This window comes from Pseudonocardia sulfidoxydans NBRC 16205 (assembly GCF_007989085.1).
Lineage (GTDB): Bacteria > Actinomycetota > Actinomycetes > Mycobacteriales > Pseudonocardiaceae > Pseudonocardia > Pseudonocardia sulfidoxydans.
The window spans coordinates 117730-134080 of record NZ_BJVJ01000002.1; the positions used below are offsets into that span (position 1 = coordinate 117730).

Genomic DNA, 16351 nt, shown 5'->3' on the forward strand with positions numbered 1-16351 from the left:
CGTGTCGTTCCTACACCGCCGGGACCCGGTCGGCGCAGCCCACGGTGACCGGCACGACACCCCGGGGCGGGTGATCACGGGTGCGACAGGTTGGCGACGGGCGGGCCGCGGCCGCGCCGGGGGCTCCTAGGATCGCGGCATGGCTCCCCGGGATCCCGCTCAGGTGCTGCACCAGGTCTTCGGCTACGACGACTTCCGCGGCGACCAGCGCGAGATCGTCGAGCACGTGTCCGGCGGCGGCGACGCCCTGGTCCTCATGCCGACCGGTGGCGGCAAGTCGCTGTGCTACCAGATTCCCGCCCTCGTGCGTGACGGCGTGGGTGTCGTCGTCTCGCCCCTGATCGCGCTCATGCAGGACCAGGTCGACGCCCTGCGCGCCCTGGGTGTGCGCGCCGGGTTCCTCAACTCCACGCAGGGCCCCGACGAGCGCCGCGACACCGAGCGTGCGTTCCTGGCGGGCGAGCTCGACCTGCTCTACCTGGCGCCGGAGCGGCTGAAGGTGGGTTCGACGGTCGACCTGCTCGAGCGCGGCACGATCGCCCTGTTCGCGATCGACGAGGCGCACTGCGTGTCCCAGTGGGGCCACGACTTCCGCCCCGACTACCTGATGCTCTCGCAGCTGCACCAGCGTTGGCCCGACGTGCCGCGGATCGCGCTGACCGCCACCGCGACGCGGGCCACCCACGCCGAGATCGCCGAGCGGCTCGACCTCACCGCCGCCAAGCACTTCGTCGCCAGCTTCGACCGGCCCAACATCCAGTACCGCATCGTGGCCAAGGCCGAGGAACGCCGGCAGCTCGTCGAGCTGCTGCGCGCCGAGCACGCGGGCGACGCCGGGATCGTCTACTGCCTGTCGCGGCGCAAGGTCGAGCAGGTCGCCGAGTTCCTCACCGCGCAGGGCATCACCGCGCTGCCCTACCACGCGGGCCTGGAGGCGCCGGTCCGCGCGGCCAACCAGGCCCGGTTCCTGCGCGAGGACGGCATCGTCATGGTGGCGACGATCGCGTTCGGCATGGGCATCGACAAGCCCGACGTCCGGTTCGTCGCCCACCTCGACCTGCCCAAGTCCGTCGAGGGCTACTACCAGGAGACCGGCCGCGCGGGCCGCGACGGGCTGCCGTCGACGGCGTGGCTGGCCTACGGGCTCGGCGACGTCGTGCAGCAGCGCAAGATGATCGACGACTCCGAGGGCGACCTCGCGCACCGTCGCCGGCTGGCGCAGCACCTCGACGCGATGCTCGCGCTGTGCGAGACCGTCGAGTGCCGGCGGGTGAACCTGCTCGCCTACTTCGGGCAGCCCGGGCAGGCGTGCGGCAACTGCGACACCTGCCTGACCCCGCCGCAGACCTGGGACGGCACCGTCGCCGCCCAGAAGGTGCTCTCGACGGTGTGGCGGCTGAAGAAGGAACGCAACCAGAGCTTCGGCGCGGGCCAGATCGTCGACATCCTCGTCGGCAAGCGGACACCGAAGATCACCCAGCACCGCCACGACGAGCTGTCGGTGTTCGGCGTCGGCACCGAGCTGCGCGACGTGGAGTGGCGCACCGTGATCCGCCAGCTGCTGGCCCGCGAACTGCTCACCGTCGGCGGGGCCTACCAGACGTTGTCGCTCACCGACGCCAGCGGCGAGGTGCTGCGCGGCGACCGGGACGTGGCGCTGCGCCGCGATCCCGAACGTCGCGCCCGGGCCTCCCGCGGCCGGTCGGCCGCTGCCACCGTGGCGCTGCCCGCCGAGGCCGCCGGGGTGTTCGAACGGCTGCGCGCGTGGCGCGGCGCCGCGGCGAAGGAGCAGGGCGTCCCCGCCTACGTGATCTTCCACGACGCCACGCTGCGCGAGATCGCCACCGGCGCCCCCACCACGCTCGCCGAGCTGGGCCGGGTCAACGGTGTCGGCGAGGCCAAGCTCGCCCGCTACGGCGACCAGATCCTGGAGACACTCGCGGCCGACCCGGCATAGCGCCAGCCGTCCACGGTCTGGTCAGCGCTGCTGCAGGCGTTTGAGCATCCGCGGCAGCTCACCCGCGTGCGCGACCGTGAGCCGCTGCGTCGCCCGGGTCAGCGCCACGTAGAGGTCGTTCGCGCCGCGCGGGGACTCCGCCAGCACCTCACCGGGCTCCACCAGCAGCACCGAGTCGAACTCCAGACCCTTCGACGCGGTGATCGACAGCACCACGACGGGGGCGTCGAGATCGGCCGCCTCCGGATCGGCCGCGGCGGCGTCGACCGTGTCCGGGACCAGCACGGCCCGCAGCGCCGCCACGCGCGCGGCCGGGGCCAGCACGACGACCCGGCCCTCCCCCACGGCCTCCCGCTCCTGGGCGACCAGGTCGGCGAGCACCCCGTCGGTCCCGTCGAGGGAGCCCGCGGCGACCCGGACCGCCCGCGGCGGCACCCCGGTGCTGCGCACCGACCGCGGCGGCGCCAGCGACGGCTCGATCTCGGCGAGCACGTCGTCGGCGATGTCGGCGATCTCGGCGGGGGTGCGGTAGTTGACCGTCAGCTGCTCGAGCCGCCACCGCTTCGCGACGAACGGGCCCAGCACCTCGTCCCACGACCGCGCACCCGACCGGTCCCCGGTCTGGGCGATGTCACCGACGATCGTCATCGACCGGCTCGGCACGCGGCGCATCACCAGCCGCCACGCCATCGCCGACAGCTCCTGCGCCTCGTCGATGATCACGTGCCCGTAGGTCCACTCGCGGTCGGCCTCCGCGCGGTCGGCCGTCGTGTCGTAGCGGCGCACCTGCTGACGTTCGGCCAACCGGTCGGCGTCGACGATGTCGGTGGCGCGCAACAGCTCCGGGTCGAGGTCCTCCTCGAGGTCGAGGACGTCGAGCACCCCCTGGGCGTACTCGACCTCCTCCCGCAGCGCCGCCGCCGCGGCCGCCGCGGCCGCCGCACCGTCGTCGCCGAGCAGCTCGGCCGCCTCGTCGAGCAGCGGCACGTCGGCCGGGGTCCAACGGTCGTCGGGCGCCACGTCGTCGGCCGGGGCCGGCCGGTAGAGCAGCTCCCGGTCCACGGGACCGAGCCGGCGCGCCACCGAGTTGAGCCGGCGCCGGTCGGAGAACAGGTCGGTGAGCAGCTGCTCGGCCGACAGCGTCGGCCACAGCGCGTCGAGCTCACGCAGCAGCTCCGGGCTCTCCCCGAGCTCCTCGCGGATGTCCTCCAGGTCGGCCCGCCCGAGCAGGCCGCGCCCGCCGAGGGTGTTCATCACCTGCTGGGCGAGCAACCGGACCGCCTCGGTGCGGAAGATCCGCTTCGCCTCGTTGTGCGGCTTGCGGGAACGCCGGGCCCGGGTCCGCGCCTGGTTGGCGACGTCGCGGTCGAGCCGGACCTGCTGCTGCTCCACGACGAGGTGGATCGGTTTGCGCGGCACCTGCTGGCGGTCGCGCACCGCGGCGGCGACTATCGCCGCCATCTCGACGCCCCCCTTCAGCTCCGCGACCTCGGGGGGCTCGACGCGGCGGGCGTGCAGTCCCGGGAACAGCCGCGCGACCGTCGCCAGCACGACGCTGGTCTCCCCCAGCGACGGCAGGACCTGCCCGATGTAGCGCAGGAACGTCGAGTTGGGGCCGACGACGAGCACACCGCGCCGCGCCAGCCGGTCGCGGTGGGTGTAGAGCAGGTACGCGGCGCGGTGCAGCGCGACCGCCGTCTTACCGGTGCCCGGCCCGCCCTGCACCACCAGCACCCCGGACGGCTTCGACCGGATGATGCGGTCCTGCTCGGCCTGGATCGTCGCGACGATGTCGCCCATCCGCCCGGTCCGCGCCTGCGTCACCGCGGCCATGAGGGCCGCCTCGCTGGTCAGCCCCGACTGGTTGCCCCGGGCCGCGGCGTCGGCCAGGTCGAGCACCTCGTCGTCGATCGCGACGACCGTGCGCCGCCGCGTCCGCAGGTGCCGGCGCCGCCGCATGCCCTCCGGTGACGCCGCCGTCGCCGTGTAGAACGGCTGCGCCGCAGGGGCCCGCCAGTCCATCAGCAGCGGCTCGTACTCGTTGTCCTCGTCGAGCAGCCCGAGCCGGCCGACGTAGCGCACCTCGCCGGAGTCGGCGTCGAGACGGCCGAACGCCAGCCCGTGCTCGGCGGCGCGCAACGCGGCCAGCCGGTCGGTGTACATCGCGGCGGCCGCGTCCCGCTCGGTCAACGCCTGCGGGGTGCCGACCGTCTCGCCGTGCAGCACGTCGTGCAACCGGCGCGCGGTCTCCACGCGGCGGGTGTCGAGACGCTGGTAGAGCATCTCGACGTAGTCCCGCTCGTGCTCCAGCGCCGCGTCGGGATCGGTGTCGGGGATCCCCGGACGCTCCGCAGGAGCAGGATCGCTGTCGTGGGACACACTGTTGGACACCAGTACGACTACCTTCGCGGGCGACGTGACGGATCGCCCGCCGACATGACACAGCCCGGCCGGGCGACTGTCCAACGTACCAGCGCACGGGTTTACCGCGGCGGGCGCCGAGGGTAGATCACCGCGTGCGCAGCCATCCGCCGACGCGCCACCGGCCCCGACGGGGGCCCCGTGCCTGACCGGGCGTCCCCCGATCCTCCGGCCCCCGACGGGCCCGGGGACGGCGGCACGCGCGACGGCTACGACCACCTCTCCCCCCTCTTCGACGAGCTCGCCGACCTCGGCGACGACGACCCGCGCCGCGCCCTCCTGCGCGAACGGCTCGTCACCGGGCACCTGCCCGTCGTCGCGCACATCGCGCGCCGGTTCGCGGGCCGCGGCGAACCCGTCGACGACCTCGAACAGGCCGCCACCGTCGGGCTCATCAACGCCGTCGACCGCTTCGACCCCGGCCGCGGCGTCGACTTCCTCTCCTACGCCGTGCCGACCATCACCGGCGAGGTGCGCCGCCACTTCCGGGACCGGACGTGGTCGATGCGGGTGCCGCGGCGGCTGAAGGAGCTGCAGAGCGCCATCAACGGCGCCGTGGGCGTCCTGGCGCAGAACCTCGGCAGGGCGCCGCGGCCCACCGAGATCGCCGAGCACCTCGGCCTGTCGGTCGACGACGTGATCTCCGGGCTGGAGGCGCGCCAGGTGTACCGGTCGACCTCGCTCGACGAGCTCGTCGCCGGTTCGGAGTCGCAGATCGGGGACACCCTCGGCGTCGCCGACGCCGAACTGGAGAAGGTCGACTACCGCCAGACCCTGGCCCCGCTGCTCGACGAGCTGCCCGGGCGCGAGCGCACCATCGTCGTGCTGCGGTTTTTCGTGGGCATGACGCAGACGCAGATCGCCGACGAGGTCGGCATCTCGCAGATGCACGTCTCCCGGCTGCTGGCCCGCACCCTGGCCCGGCTGCGCCGCCGCATGGGCGGCACCTGAGCCGCCGGGCCGGCCCTGCGCGGGTCAGCCGGGGTGGCGGCGGCGCGGGCCCCGGCCGTGCGGCTGCTCGACGGGCTCGACCGCCGGCACCGGCGGCATGTCCCGCACCACCGGCGCATCGGCCAGGGCCAGGGCCTCCCCGTGGTGGCGCAGCCGCATCGGCGGCCCACTGACCAGCCGGTACTCCACCTCGTCCGCGGTCATGGTGACCCGCAGCGACCGGCCCTGCCACAGCACCCCGAACGAGATGCGCGGCAACGGCGACGGCAGCCGCGGCGCGAACGAGATGCCGTCACGGTCGGTGCGCATCCCGCCGAACCCGGAGGCGACGGCGTTCCACGTCCCCGCCATCGACGCGATGTGCATGCCGTGGTCGGTGTTGCCCGCCAGGTCCCCGAGGTCGACCAGCGCGGCCTCGGCGAAGTAGTCGTAGGCCAGGTCGAGGTGCCCGGTCCACGCGGCGACGACGGCCTGCGTGGCCGCCGACAGCGACGAGTCCCGCACCGTGATCGCCTCGTAGTAGGCGAAGTTGCGCGACATCTGCTCACGCGTGAACGCGTCGGGCTGCAGCTGCATGGCCAGCACCAGGTCGGCCTGCTTGATCACCTGCTTGCGGTACAGGTCGAAGTACGGATAGTTCAGCAGCAGCGGGTACTTCTTCTCCGGCGTGTTCTCGAAGTCCCACATCTGGTGGTCGGTGAAGCCCTCCGACTGCGGGTGCACCCCGAGCACCTCGTCGAACGGGATGCGCATGGACGCGGCGGCGTCGCGCCAGCTGGCCATCTCCTCGGCGTTGACCCCGAGCCGCGACGCCGCGCGCGGGTTGCGGGCGGCGACGTCGGCGGCGTAGCGCAGGTTCAGCTGCGCCATCAGGTTCGTGTAGACGTTGTTGTCGACGATCGCGGTGTACTCGTCGGGCCCGGTCACCCCGTCGATGCGGAACTCGCCCGCCGAGTCGTGGTGGCCCAGCGAGCGCCACAGCCGCGCCGTCTGCACCAGCAGCTCGAGACCGACCTCGCGCTCGAACTCCAGGTCGCCGGTGGCGGCGACGTGGCGGCGCACGGCGTCGGCGATGTCGGCGTTGATGTGGAACGCGGCGGTACCGGCGGGCCAGTAGCCGGAGCACTCGTGGCCGCGGATGGTCCGCCACGGGAACGCCGCACCCGCCAGACCCAGCTGCTCGGCGCGTTCCATGGCCTGCGGCAGGATCGAGCGCCGCCAGCGCAGCGCGTCGGCCGCCGCGTCGGGGGCCAGGTGCGACAACACGGGCAGCGCGAACGTCTCGGTGTCCCAGAAGGTGTGGCCGTCGTAGCCGTCGCCGGTGAGGCCCTTGGCGCCGATGGCGCGCCGCTCCGCCCGGGCACCGGCCTGCAGGACGTGGAACACCGCGAGCCGCACGGCCTGCTGCAGCTCGGCGTCACCGTCGATCTCGACGTCGGCGGTGATCCAGAAGTCGTCGAGGTAGGCGCGCTGTTCGGCGAGCAGCCCGTCCCAGCCGGTGAACCGGGCCGCGGCCAGCGCCGCGCGGACCTGGTCGTGCACCGCGGGCAGCGACCGCCGCGACGACCAGCCGTAGGACAGGTACTTGACGATCCGCAGCGTCTCCCCCGGCTTGAGCCGGGCGATCACCGTGGTGCGGCCGATGTCCTCGGTGGCCTCCGACGACGTCTGCGTCGACTCCGGCCCGTACACCTCGTGGTCCATCGCCGCGGCCAGGCGCAGCCCCGACTGCCGGGTCTGGTGCACGAGCGTGGCGCCGGCGCTCTCGCTGCGGTGCTGCTCGGACACCAGCGGCTCGGCCAGCGCGGCCTCGACACGGGGGTCACCGTTGGCGCGCTGCGGGAGCTGCTCGTTGGCGACGAGCTCGGACTGCACGACGAGCGTCGTCGGTGCGTCGACGGCCTCGACCTCGTAGCAGATCGCCGCGATGGCCCGCTGTGTCAGCGACACCAGCCGGGTGCTGCGCACCCGGATCGTCTTGTCGGCGGGCGAGGCCCACTCGACCTCGCGGGTGAGCGTCCCGGCCTGCAGGTCGAGCACCCGCTCGTGGCGGGTGAGGTTGCCGTAGCGCAGGTCGAACGGCTCGTCGTCGACCAGCAGCCGGATCAGCTTGCCGTTGGTGACGTTGATGATCGTCTGACCGGACTCCGGGTAGCCGTAGCCGCCCTCGGCATACGGCAGGGGCCGCCGCTCGTACAGCGAGTTCAGGTAGGTGCCGGGGATGGCGTGCGGCTCGCCCTCGTCGAGGTTGCCGCGCATCCCGATGTGGCCGTTGGACAGCGCGAACACCGACTCGGTCTGGCCCATCGCCTCCAGGTGCAGCGCCGGTTCGCGCACGCACCACGGCTCGACGGTGAACGGCCGCCCGGCCTCCGCGGCGGTCACCGGGCCGCCCCGTCGAGCAGCTCCGCCAGGTCGTCGACGACGACCGTCGCACCGTGCTCGCGCAGCGCCGCCGCCTGGTCGAGCCGGTTGACCCCGACGACCGCGACGAACCCGCCGGCGCGGCCCGCCGCCACCCCGGCGAGCGCGTCCTCGAACACGACGGCCTCACCGATACCGACCCCGAGATCGGCCGCGGCGGCGAGGAACGTGTCGGGCGCGGGTTTGCCGGGCAGCGACCGCTGCTTCGCGACGACACCGTCGACCCGGTGGTCGACGTAGCGCGCGAGGCCGGATACCTCCAGGACCTGCTCGGCGTTGGCCGACGACGACACCACCGCCGTGGCCAGCCCGGCCTCGCGCACCGCCGTCAGGTAGCGCACCGAGCCCGGGTAGACGTCGACACCGTTCGTCGTGATCTTCTCCTGGACCAGGTCGTTCTTACGGGTCGACAGGCCCCAGACCGTGTCGGCCGACGGCCCGTCGTCCGGGCCGCCGAGGGGCAGCTCGATGGCGCGGGAGCGCAGGAACTCGGCCGTGCCCTCCATCCGTGGCCGGCCGTCGACGTACGGGCCGTAGTCGGCCGACAGGTCGAACGGCCGCAACGGCTGGCCCGTGCGCTGCGAGCGGGCCCGCAGGAAGTCGTCGAACATCTGCTTCCACGCCGCGGCGTGGACGCTCGCGGTGTCGGTCAGGACACCGTCGAGATCGAACAGGCAGGCGCGTGTGGCGTCCGGCAGACCCAGCATGCGCCGAACCGTATCTCCCGATCATCACAGTCGCGCGACGGGCTGTCGAGCAGTCGCCCGCGCTCCTACGTGATGGTGGCGACGGCCGGGCGCACCGTCCAGGACTGCTCCGTGGCCGTCTCGGTGATCGTCACGACGCAGTGCTCGCCGTCCGCGGCGGCCTCCACGGTGACCGTGCCGCCCTCGGGCCGCGGCTCGACGATCTCCTGCACCACGGACCTGACCCGGCCCAGCACCTCCATCGAGGTGACGGGGACGTCGTCGAGACCGGGTGCCGACGACACCGTCGACGTGAGCCGCTTGCCGAAGCGGGCCTGCTCCAGCTGCAGGTAGGCCCGCACCGAGTCGAGCTCGTCGCGCAGGGTGATCGTGTCGTCGGTGGGGCGGTCGGCCGCGCGGGTCAGGTCGGCGAACCCCAGCAGCAGCTCCCGGGCCCGGCCCGGGTCGGTGCGCACCAGCGACGCGATCGTGTTGAGCGAGTTGTAGACGAAGTGCTGCTCGAGCCGGCGGGCCTGCACGCGCGCGGCCGGGTCGGGACCGGCCGGCGCGGCCGGTTCCGGCGGGGCCTGGGCGGCCGGCCGCGGCGAGGGCTCCTCGGGCCCGTCCAGGTCGACCGTGCGTACCTGCGCGTCGGTGCCGTCGTCCCAGCGCTCGTCGTCGGCGAACTCGTCGTCCCACAGGCCGTCCTCGACGTCCTCCGGAGCGACCAGCCCGCGCCACACCGGCAGCCGCAGCCGCCCGCCCACCGTCCACTCGGTGAACTCGACCTGCCCGACCAGCCGCGGCACCGCCCAGCGGGCGTCCCGGGCCACACTCGCCGGCACCTCGCCCGCGAACGCCGAGTCGTCGGTGCCCAGGTCGGGCAGCAGCGCGGTCACCGCCGCGCGCGGGGCGCCCGCGCCCAGACCCACCCGGCCGACGTAGCGCAACCCGCCCGGACCCGGTACGCCCAGCAGCAGCGCGGCCACCGTGTCGGGACGGTCGGGCGAGGCCGGTGTCCACCCGCCGACGACGACCTGCCGCGACTGCCGCAACGGCACCCGCAGCCAGTTCCGCGACCGCCGCCCCGGCTGGTAGGCCGAGTCGAGCCGCTTCGCGTAGACACCGTCGAGGCCGTAGCGCCGGGCCGTCGCCAGCACGTGCCCGGCATCGCCTGCCGGCCACGACGGCGACAGCACGACCGGCTGCTCGGCGAGCCCGAGATCGTCGACGAGCTCGCGGCGACGCTGGTAGGGAAGCGCCGTCGTCGGCTCACCGTCGAGCCACAGCAGGTCGCTGACGAAGAAGCCCACCGGCACGTCGGCCACCAGCGTCGCGCCCGGCCGCTGCGTGGCGGTGCGGCGCATCAGCAGCCGCCTGCTCGGCACGCCCGCGTCGTCGAGCGCGACGACCGTCCCGTCGAGGATCACCCCGCCCCGCGGGGCCTTGGCCGCCAGCACGTGCAGCTCCGGGAACGCCGACGTGACCGACCGGTCCCGGGCGGTGAGCATCCGGACGCGGCCGGGGCGCGCGTAGGCGATGCAGCGCAGCCCGTCCCACGCGAACTCGACGGCCCAGCCCGGGCCGCTCGGCAGGTCCCCGGTGGCCGCCTGCATGGGCGGCACCAGGTCGGGCATCCCGCCCGCGCCCGCCCGGCCCATCACGTCGCTCAGCGTAGTTCGCGGCCCCGGCCCCGGACGCCGCCCGTCGGCCGTACGGACGCCACAGCGGGACGAACGGAGATCAACTGGTGTCCCGGGAGCGCCGAACGGTCGGCTCCGCGGCCTCGCACACCCGCCGGATCGCCGTGACCTGCGACGACCACTCCCCGGCCCGGTCGCCGACGACGCCGTTCACCCGCTCGGCGCACCCGGTGGCTCCCCCGGCAACCCCGGCGCGGCACCGACTCCGCCCGCGGGGCACCATCGACCCATCATGACCAGCACCCTCGCCGACCGGCTGCCCTCCCCCGACGACCCCGACGCCCTCGTCGAGACCTTCGCCGAGTGGGCGTTCGAGGAGCAGGGCCTGTCGCTGTACCCGGCGCAGGAGGAGGCGCTGCTGGAGCTGGTCACCGGCGCGAACGTCATCCTGTCGACGCCCACCGGCTCCGGGAAGTCGCTCGTCGCCATCGCCGCGCACGCCGTCGCGCTGGCCCGCGGCGAGCGGACGTTCTACACCGCGCCGATCAAGGCGCTCGTCAGCGAGAAGTTCTTCGCGCTGTGCGCGGTGTTCGGCGCCGACAAGGTCGGCATGCTCACCGGCGACGCCGCCGTCAACGAGACCGCGCCGATCATCTGTTGCACCGCCGAGATCCTCGCCAACATCGCGCTGCGCGGCGGCAAGGGTGCCGACGTCGGCTCGGTGATCATGGACGAGTTCCACTTCTACGCCGACCCCGCACGCGGCTGGGCGTGGCAGGTCCCGCTGATCGAGCTGCCGCAGGCGCAGTTCCTGCTGATGAGCGCCACCCTGGGCGACGTCACCTTCTTCCGCGACGACCTCACCCGCCGCACCGGCCGCCAGACCGCGGTGATCACGTCGGCGGAGCGGCCGGTGCCGCTGCACTACCGCTACGTCCTCACGCCGCTGCACGAGACCATCGACGAGCTGCTCTCGACGCACGAGGCCCCCGTCTACGTCGTGCACTTCACCCAGCAGGCTGCCGTCGAACGGGCGCAGTCGCTGATGAGCGTCAACGTCTCCTCCAAGGAGGACAAGGCCGCCATCGCCGACCTCATCGGCGCCTTCAGGTTCACCGCCGGGTTCGGCAAGACGTTGTCGCGGCTGGTCCGCCACGGCATCGGCGTCCACCACGCGGGCATGCTGCCGCGCTACCGCCGCCTCGTCGAGACGCTCGCCCAGGCCGGTCTGCTCAAGGTCATCTGCGGCACCGACACCCTCGGCGTCGGCATCAACGTCCCCATCCGGACGGTGCTGTTCACCGCGCTCACCAAGTACGACGGCGTACGCGTGCGCGGGCTCAAGGCCCGCGAGTTCCACCAGATCGCCGGCCGTGCCGGGCGGGCCGGCTACGACACCGTCGGCACCGTCGTCGCCGAGGCTCCCGACCACGAGGTCGAGAACGCCCGGCTGCTCGCCCGCGCCGGCGACGACCTGAAGAAGCGCAAGCGGATCGTGCGCAAGCAGCCGCCGGAAGGGTTCGTCGGCTGGAGCGAGAAGTCGTTCGAACGGCTGCAGACCGCGCAGCCCGAAGCGCTGACCAGCCACTTCGCAGTCACGCACTCCATGCTGCTCAACGTCGTCTCCCGCCCCGGCGACGCCTTCGCCGCCATGCGCCACCTGCTCGAGGACAACCACGAGCCCCGCGACCGGCAGCGCCGCCACATCCTGCGCGCCATCGCCATCTACCGGGCCCTGCGCGACTCCGGCGTCGTCGAGGAGCTCCCCGAGCCCGACGCCGAGGGCCGCCGCGTCCGCGTCGTCGGCGACCTGCAGCTCGACTTCGCGCTCAACCAGCCCCTGTCCCCCTTCGCCCTCGCCGCCGTCGAGCTCCTCGACCGCGAGTCGCCCACCTACGTCCTCGACGTCCTCTCCACCATCGAGGCCACCCTCGACGACCCGCGCCAGGTCCTGCACGCGCAGGAGAACAAGGCCCGCGGCGAGGCCGTGCAGCAGATGAAGGCCGACGGCATCGAGTACGAGGAGCGCATGACGCTGCTCGAGGACGTCACCTACCCCAAGCCCCTCGCGGAGTCCCTCGACGCCGCGCTCGAGACCTACCGCCGCGGCCACCCCTGGGTCGCCGACACCCGGCTCTCCCCCAAGTCCGTCGTGCGGGACATGTCCGAGCGGTCGATGACGTTCGTCGAGTACGTCGGCTACTACCAGCTCGCCCGCTCCGAAGGCCTCGTCCTGCGCTACCTGGCCGACGCCTACCGCGCGCTGCGCCAGACCGTGCCCGACGACGCCAAGACCGAGGAGCTCACCGACCTCGTCGAATGGCTCGGCGAATTGGTCCGGCAGGTCGACTCCAGCCTCCTCGACGAGTGGGAGGCCCTCGCCGCGGGCGCCGGGGCCGGCGACGAACCCACCCCCCCGTCCCTCGACCAGGGCCCGGCCGGTGTCACCCGCAACGTCCGCGCCTTCCGCGTGCTGGTGCGCAACGCCCTGTTCCGCCGCGTCGAGCTCGCCGCCTTGCGGCGCTGGGACCTGCTCGGTGAGCTCGACGGCGGTCAGGGGTGGGATGCGGACGCGTGGCGCGAGGCGTTCGAGCCCTACTGGGACCTGCACGACGACATCGGCACCGGCCCCGACGCCCGCGGCCCCCAGCTCGTGTCGATCGAGGTCGAGCCCGAGCGCTGGCGCGTCCGCCAGGTCCTCGACGACCCCGCGGGCGACCGCGACTGGGCCATCACCGCCGAGGTCGACCTCGCCGCGTCCGACGAGGCCGGCGAGGCCGTCGTCTGGGTCACCGGGGTCTCCGACGCGACGGACTGGGCCCGGGCCTCGTAGCGGTTCGTGTGGGCTGGGACCGGTGGATCCGGTCCCAGACCACGGCGTGGCGTCTTTTTCGGTGCCGGCGTGTCAATGTATGGTTTACGAGTGAAGTACGACGAAGCCCAGCGCTGGCTGGCCAAGGCCGGGCCCTTTCCCGACTCCGGCGAGCCGTCCCTGGTCGAGCAGCTCGACCGGCTCAAGGAGCTCGCCGCCGACGACGCGTTGCCGCACAGCGGCATCGCCGTCTGGTACGCCCTGGTCCAGGAGATGCGACGGCTGGCCGACTACTACGAACGCGACCTCATCCGCGGCCTGCGCTCCGACGGCATGACCTGGGCCCAGGTGGCCCACGCCGTCGAGGCGCAGCTGTCCAGCCGGCAGGCCGCGCACGCCAAGTGGAAGCGGCTCATCGACCCCGGCCGCCGCACGACCACTGGCGACATGCGCCGCGGCGGCCGCCCCAAGGACCCGCCCGCCCTCTCCCCCGGCGAGTAACCCTGTGAGCGGCGATAGTCGCTATAGCGACTATCGCCGCTCACGAGGCCTGACGTGGGCTGTGGACCGGCCGACGACCAGCCGGCGCAGGGGCGGGCTGGACAGCGGGTCAGCCTCACATCGGGCCGGGGTTGGCGGCCGCGCAACGCCGACGTTGGGCAAGCTGCTGCTCTCGGGGCGTCCCGCTGCAGCGAGCGTGTCACCAGCGCGGCCGAGGTGCGCTCACAACACGTCCGTCGACGAGCCCCGTCCCGAGCGTGTGATCAGCGTCGTCCGTCGACTCTCATGACACGTTCGGCCGTGGGGCGCCGAGTCGGAGTGGCGCCACGGCGCGGCGCCCACACCCCGACCCGGTGGCCTCTCGGGGCGGCTCCCCCTGCCCCAGCGGTGCGGCACGACGGGTCGTCCACGCGTCGCGTCAATGAATCGTTGTCAAAGAGGGAGACGGCCGCCGTTTCGAGCGGGCAGACTCAGTCCAGGCGGCGCAGCCTCGCCGCCACGAACTCCACGACCCGGGTGGCGGCCGGGAGGTCGGCGTCGACGTCGTCGGGGTGGACCTCTCCCCCGAGGTACTCGACCTCGTTCCGGCGCCGGCGAACCCGGTCGAAGGGTCGCAACGCCTCCGCGCGGGCGTGCATGGCGACGACCGCCCGCTGCACCGCGAGGTGCCCTCCCCTGCTGGTCGCCCGCAGCCCCTGCGCGGCGAGCAGCGCCGCGCACGCCTTGCGCATGGCGTCGTAGAGGGCGGTGTACGCGAGGTCGGGGTCGTCGTCGGCCAGGGTGCGCGCCGACTCCAGATGACGACGCGCCGACGCGACCGCCCGGACCGCGGCCTCGGGGTCGGCGGGGACACGTTCGAGCCGGCCTGCGGCGAGCAGGGCGTCGAGCTCGCGCTGCCCCTGCCGGTCCACCGGGCGAACCTACCGGCGCGGCACCGGAACGCGGGACGACTCGCGGACACGGGTCACGAACCCGTCGGTACCGCTTTCCCAGCGCTGCGGGGCGACGACGGTCGCGTTGACGGGCAGGCCGATCCGCTCCTCGGCGCGGGTGGCCGCGTCGTGGACGGTGTCGCGGTCGGGGCTGCCGACGACGAGCACGTCGACGTCGGCGGGCGGGGCGCCGTGCTCGCCGTGGTGGCGGGCGGCCCAGGACCCGAAGACCTCGAGGGCGTCGACGTCGGCGATCCCGTCGAACTCCTCCGCCAGCACCTGGACCGGGCCGAAGCTCAAGGTCACGAGCTCGGTGAGGGGTGCGATCGCGGGCGAGGCGGGATCGGCGGAGACGAGCCGTGCGTTGCCGATGCGGCGTGACCGCAGGATGCCGGCCTCCTCGAGCCTGCTCGTCTCGCGCTGGACGGCGGCGAGCGATCCCCCGGTGCGGCCGGCGAGCGCGGTGAGGGTCAGCTCGGTGCCGGGCACGACGAGCAGGACGGCCAGCAGGTCGCCCTGGAGTCGGCTGCGGAACACCGGCAGCAACGGCGGCGCGGGAGCTACCACATCACGCAAAGTACCTTGCGTGATCCGAAAATGCCCGACGAGGCGGCGCGCGTTACGTCAATCAGTCGTTGACAACGTGTGCTCAGCCGATCTCGCTGCGCGGCAACAACCGGTCCGCGATCATCTTCGCCTGAATCTCGCTGGTGCCCTCGAAGATCGTCGTCAGCCGGGCGTCGCGCCAGTGCCGCTCCACCTGGTGCTCGGTGGTGTAGCCGTTGCCGCCGTGCAGCTGGATGCCGTCGCCGGTGACCTCCGCCGCCATCTCGGTGGCCAGCAGCTTCACCATCGCCGCCTCGCGCCCGCACGGCTCGCCGAGGTCGATCAGGTGCGCGACGTGCTGGTAGAACGCCCGCGCCTGCTCCACCCGCGCCGCCATCCGGGCCAGGGTGAACCGGACAGCCTGGAAATCGCCGATCGGGCGCTCGAACTGCCGGCGCTGCTGCAGGTAGTCGATGCAGTCCTCCACCGCCGCGCGCGCCAGCCCGACGGCCCGGGCCGCGGTGTGGACGCGCGCGATCGTCAGCCAGCGCTGCGTGTGCGCGAACCCGCCCGCGGTGATCTCGTTCGCCGCGGGGACGCGCAGCCCGTCGAACTCCAGGTCCCAGGTGACGAACCCGTGGTAGCCGATCTTGTCGATCGGCGAGCCGGTGAGCCCGTCGGGGAACGTGCCCGGCTCCTTCTCGACGAGCAACGTCGCCAGCCCCGCGGACCGCTTCTCCCCCGGCTCCGGGTCGGCCGTGCGCACGAGCACCTGGATGAAGTCGGCCGCCTTCGCGTTGCCGATCCAGCGCTTGCGCCCGGTCAGGACGAAGTCGTCACCGTCGCGCTCGGCGCGGGTCGAGACGGCCGCGAGGTCGGACCCGGCGTCCGGTTCGGACAGGGCGATCGCCCCGATCCACTCCCCCCGCGCGCTGCGCGCCAACAGCTCCGCGCGCCGCTGGGCGTCGCCGACCCCGGTCCCGGCGCCCTGCGCGCGGGCGATGATGCTGCCGACGCTCATCCACGCCCGCGCCAGCTCCTCGGCCACCATGCAGTACTCGTAGGCGCCGAGGCCGAGGCCGCCGTACTCGGTGCCGACGGTGATGCCGAAGAACCCCAGCTCGCCCATCTCGGTGAGCAGCGACCGCGGGATCTCGCCCTTCTGCGGGTCCAGCTCGTTCGCGACGGGCAGCACCCGTTCCGTCGCGAACCGGCGGGCGGTGGCCTGGAGCGCGACGCGGACGTCGGTCCGGTACTGCGGCGGGACCTCCGGCAGCGGGGGCGGGAGGAGATCGTCGTCCATCCGCTGGTTGTGCCACACCCGGCGGACGCCCGCACCCCGGGAGGCCGGCGACCCGGCCGGGCAGGCGGGCAGCTCCGCGCCACCGGACGTGTCAGGAGCGCCGTCGGAACGAGCTGCTGACACGCCGGACGTAGACGGCATCACCGGCCGTGTCGTGAGCGCGGCCGGAGAGCTC

Annotated in this window: 11 protein-coding genes; 4 read left to right on the forward strand and 7 right to left on the reverse strand. The window is 73.5% G+C overall.

All coding sequences use genetic code 11. The features are described from left to right. The first annotated feature begins 139 nt into the window (after positions 1 to 139). Complete coding sequence (recQ, locus tag PSU4_RS01800; RefSeq protein WP_147102060.1) at positions 140 to 1957, forward strand: DNA helicase RecQ; 1818 nt, start codon at positions 140 to 142, stop codon at positions 1955 to 1957. A 21-nt stretch (positions 1958 to 1978) separates the two neighbouring features. On the opposite strand, the gene PSU4_RS01805 is transcribed toward recQ, so the two are convergent. Next, positions 1979 to 4348 (reverse strand): HelD family protein, encoded by a 2370-nt coding sequence (locus tag PSU4_RS01805; RefSeq protein WP_507763231.1) that lies wholly within the window; start codon positions 4346 to 4348, stop codon positions 1979 to 1981. Positions 4349 to 4519: 171 nt separating this feature from the next. Between PSU4_RS01805 and PSU4_RS01810 the strand changes: the two genes are divergently transcribed. Further along, the gene (locus PSU4_RS01810; protein WP_147102062.1) at positions 4520 to 5329 is read left to right on the forward strand and encodes a SigB/SigF/SigG family RNA polymerase sigma factor; all 810 of its coding nucleotides are present in this window, start codon (positions 4520 to 4522) and stop codon (positions 5327 to 5329) included. Positions 5330 to 5353: 24 nt separating this feature from the next. Here the strand turns inward: PSU4_RS01810 and PSU4_RS01815 are convergent, their stop codons facing one another. From PSU4_RS01815 to PSU4_RS01825, 3 genes are all read right to left on the reverse strand, one after another. Next, on the reverse strand, positions 5354 to 7714 hold the full coding sequence (locus PSU4_RS01815; RefSeq protein ID WP_147102064.1) for a glycoside hydrolase family 65 protein: 2361 nt from the start codon (positions 7712 to 7714) through the stop codon (positions 5354 to 5356). Beyond that, entirely contained in the window at positions 7711 to 8460 is a 750-nt protein-coding gene (locus PSU4_RS01820) for a beta-phosphoglucomutase family hydrolase (protein WP_147102066.1), read from the reverse strand. Before PSU4_RS01820 ends, PSU4_RS01815 begins: the two co-directional genes overlap by 4 nt. Before the next feature lie 65 nt (positions 8461 to 8525). Continuing rightward, positions 8526 to 10100 (reverse strand): ATP-dependent DNA ligase, encoded by a 1575-nt coding sequence (locus tag PSU4_RS01825; RefSeq protein ID WP_246114905.1) that lies wholly within the window; start codon positions 10098 to 10100, stop codon positions 8526 to 8528. Between the two features lie 274 nt (positions 10101 to 10374). Here PSU4_RS01825 and PSU4_RS01830 point away from each other — a divergent pair, with 274 nt between their 5' ends. Continuing rightward, positions 10375 to 12915 (forward strand): DEAD/DEAH box helicase, encoded by a 2541-nt coding sequence (locus PSU4_RS01830; RefSeq protein WP_147102069.1) that lies wholly within the window; start codon positions 10375 to 10377, stop codon positions 12913 to 12915. 90 nt (positions 12916 to 13005) lie between these two features. Further along, positions 13006 to 13395 carry a hypothetical protein gene (locus PSU4_RS01835; RefSeq protein WP_246114897.1) on the forward strand — a complete coding sequence of 130 codons (390 nt, stop codon included), beginning with the start codon at positions 13006 to 13008 and terminating at the stop codon, positions 13393 to 13395. Between the two features lie 470 nt (positions 13396 to 13865). On the opposite strand, the gene PSU4_RS01840 is transcribed toward PSU4_RS01835, so the two are convergent. From PSU4_RS01840 to PSU4_RS01850, 3 genes are all read right to left on the reverse strand, one after another. After that, the gene (locus PSU4_RS01840; RefSeq protein WP_147102073.1) at positions 13866 to 14306 is read right to left on the reverse strand and encodes a hypothetical protein; all 441 of its coding nucleotides are present in this window, start codon (positions 14304 to 14306) and stop codon (positions 13866 to 13868) included. Positions 14307 to 14315: 9 nt separating this feature from the next. After that, a complete protein-coding gene (locus tag PSU4_RS01845; protein WP_147102075.1) occupies positions 14316 to 14894 on the reverse strand; it encodes a winged helix-turn-helix domain-containing protein in 579 nt (192 codons plus the stop codon). A gap of 82 nt (positions 14895 to 14976) precedes the next feature. After that, entirely contained in the window at positions 14977 to 16176 is a 1200-nt protein-coding gene (locus PSU4_RS01850) for an acyl-CoA dehydrogenase family protein (RefSeq protein ID WP_147102077.1), read from the reverse strand. Between the last annotated feature and the right edge of the window lie 175 nt (positions 16177 to 16351).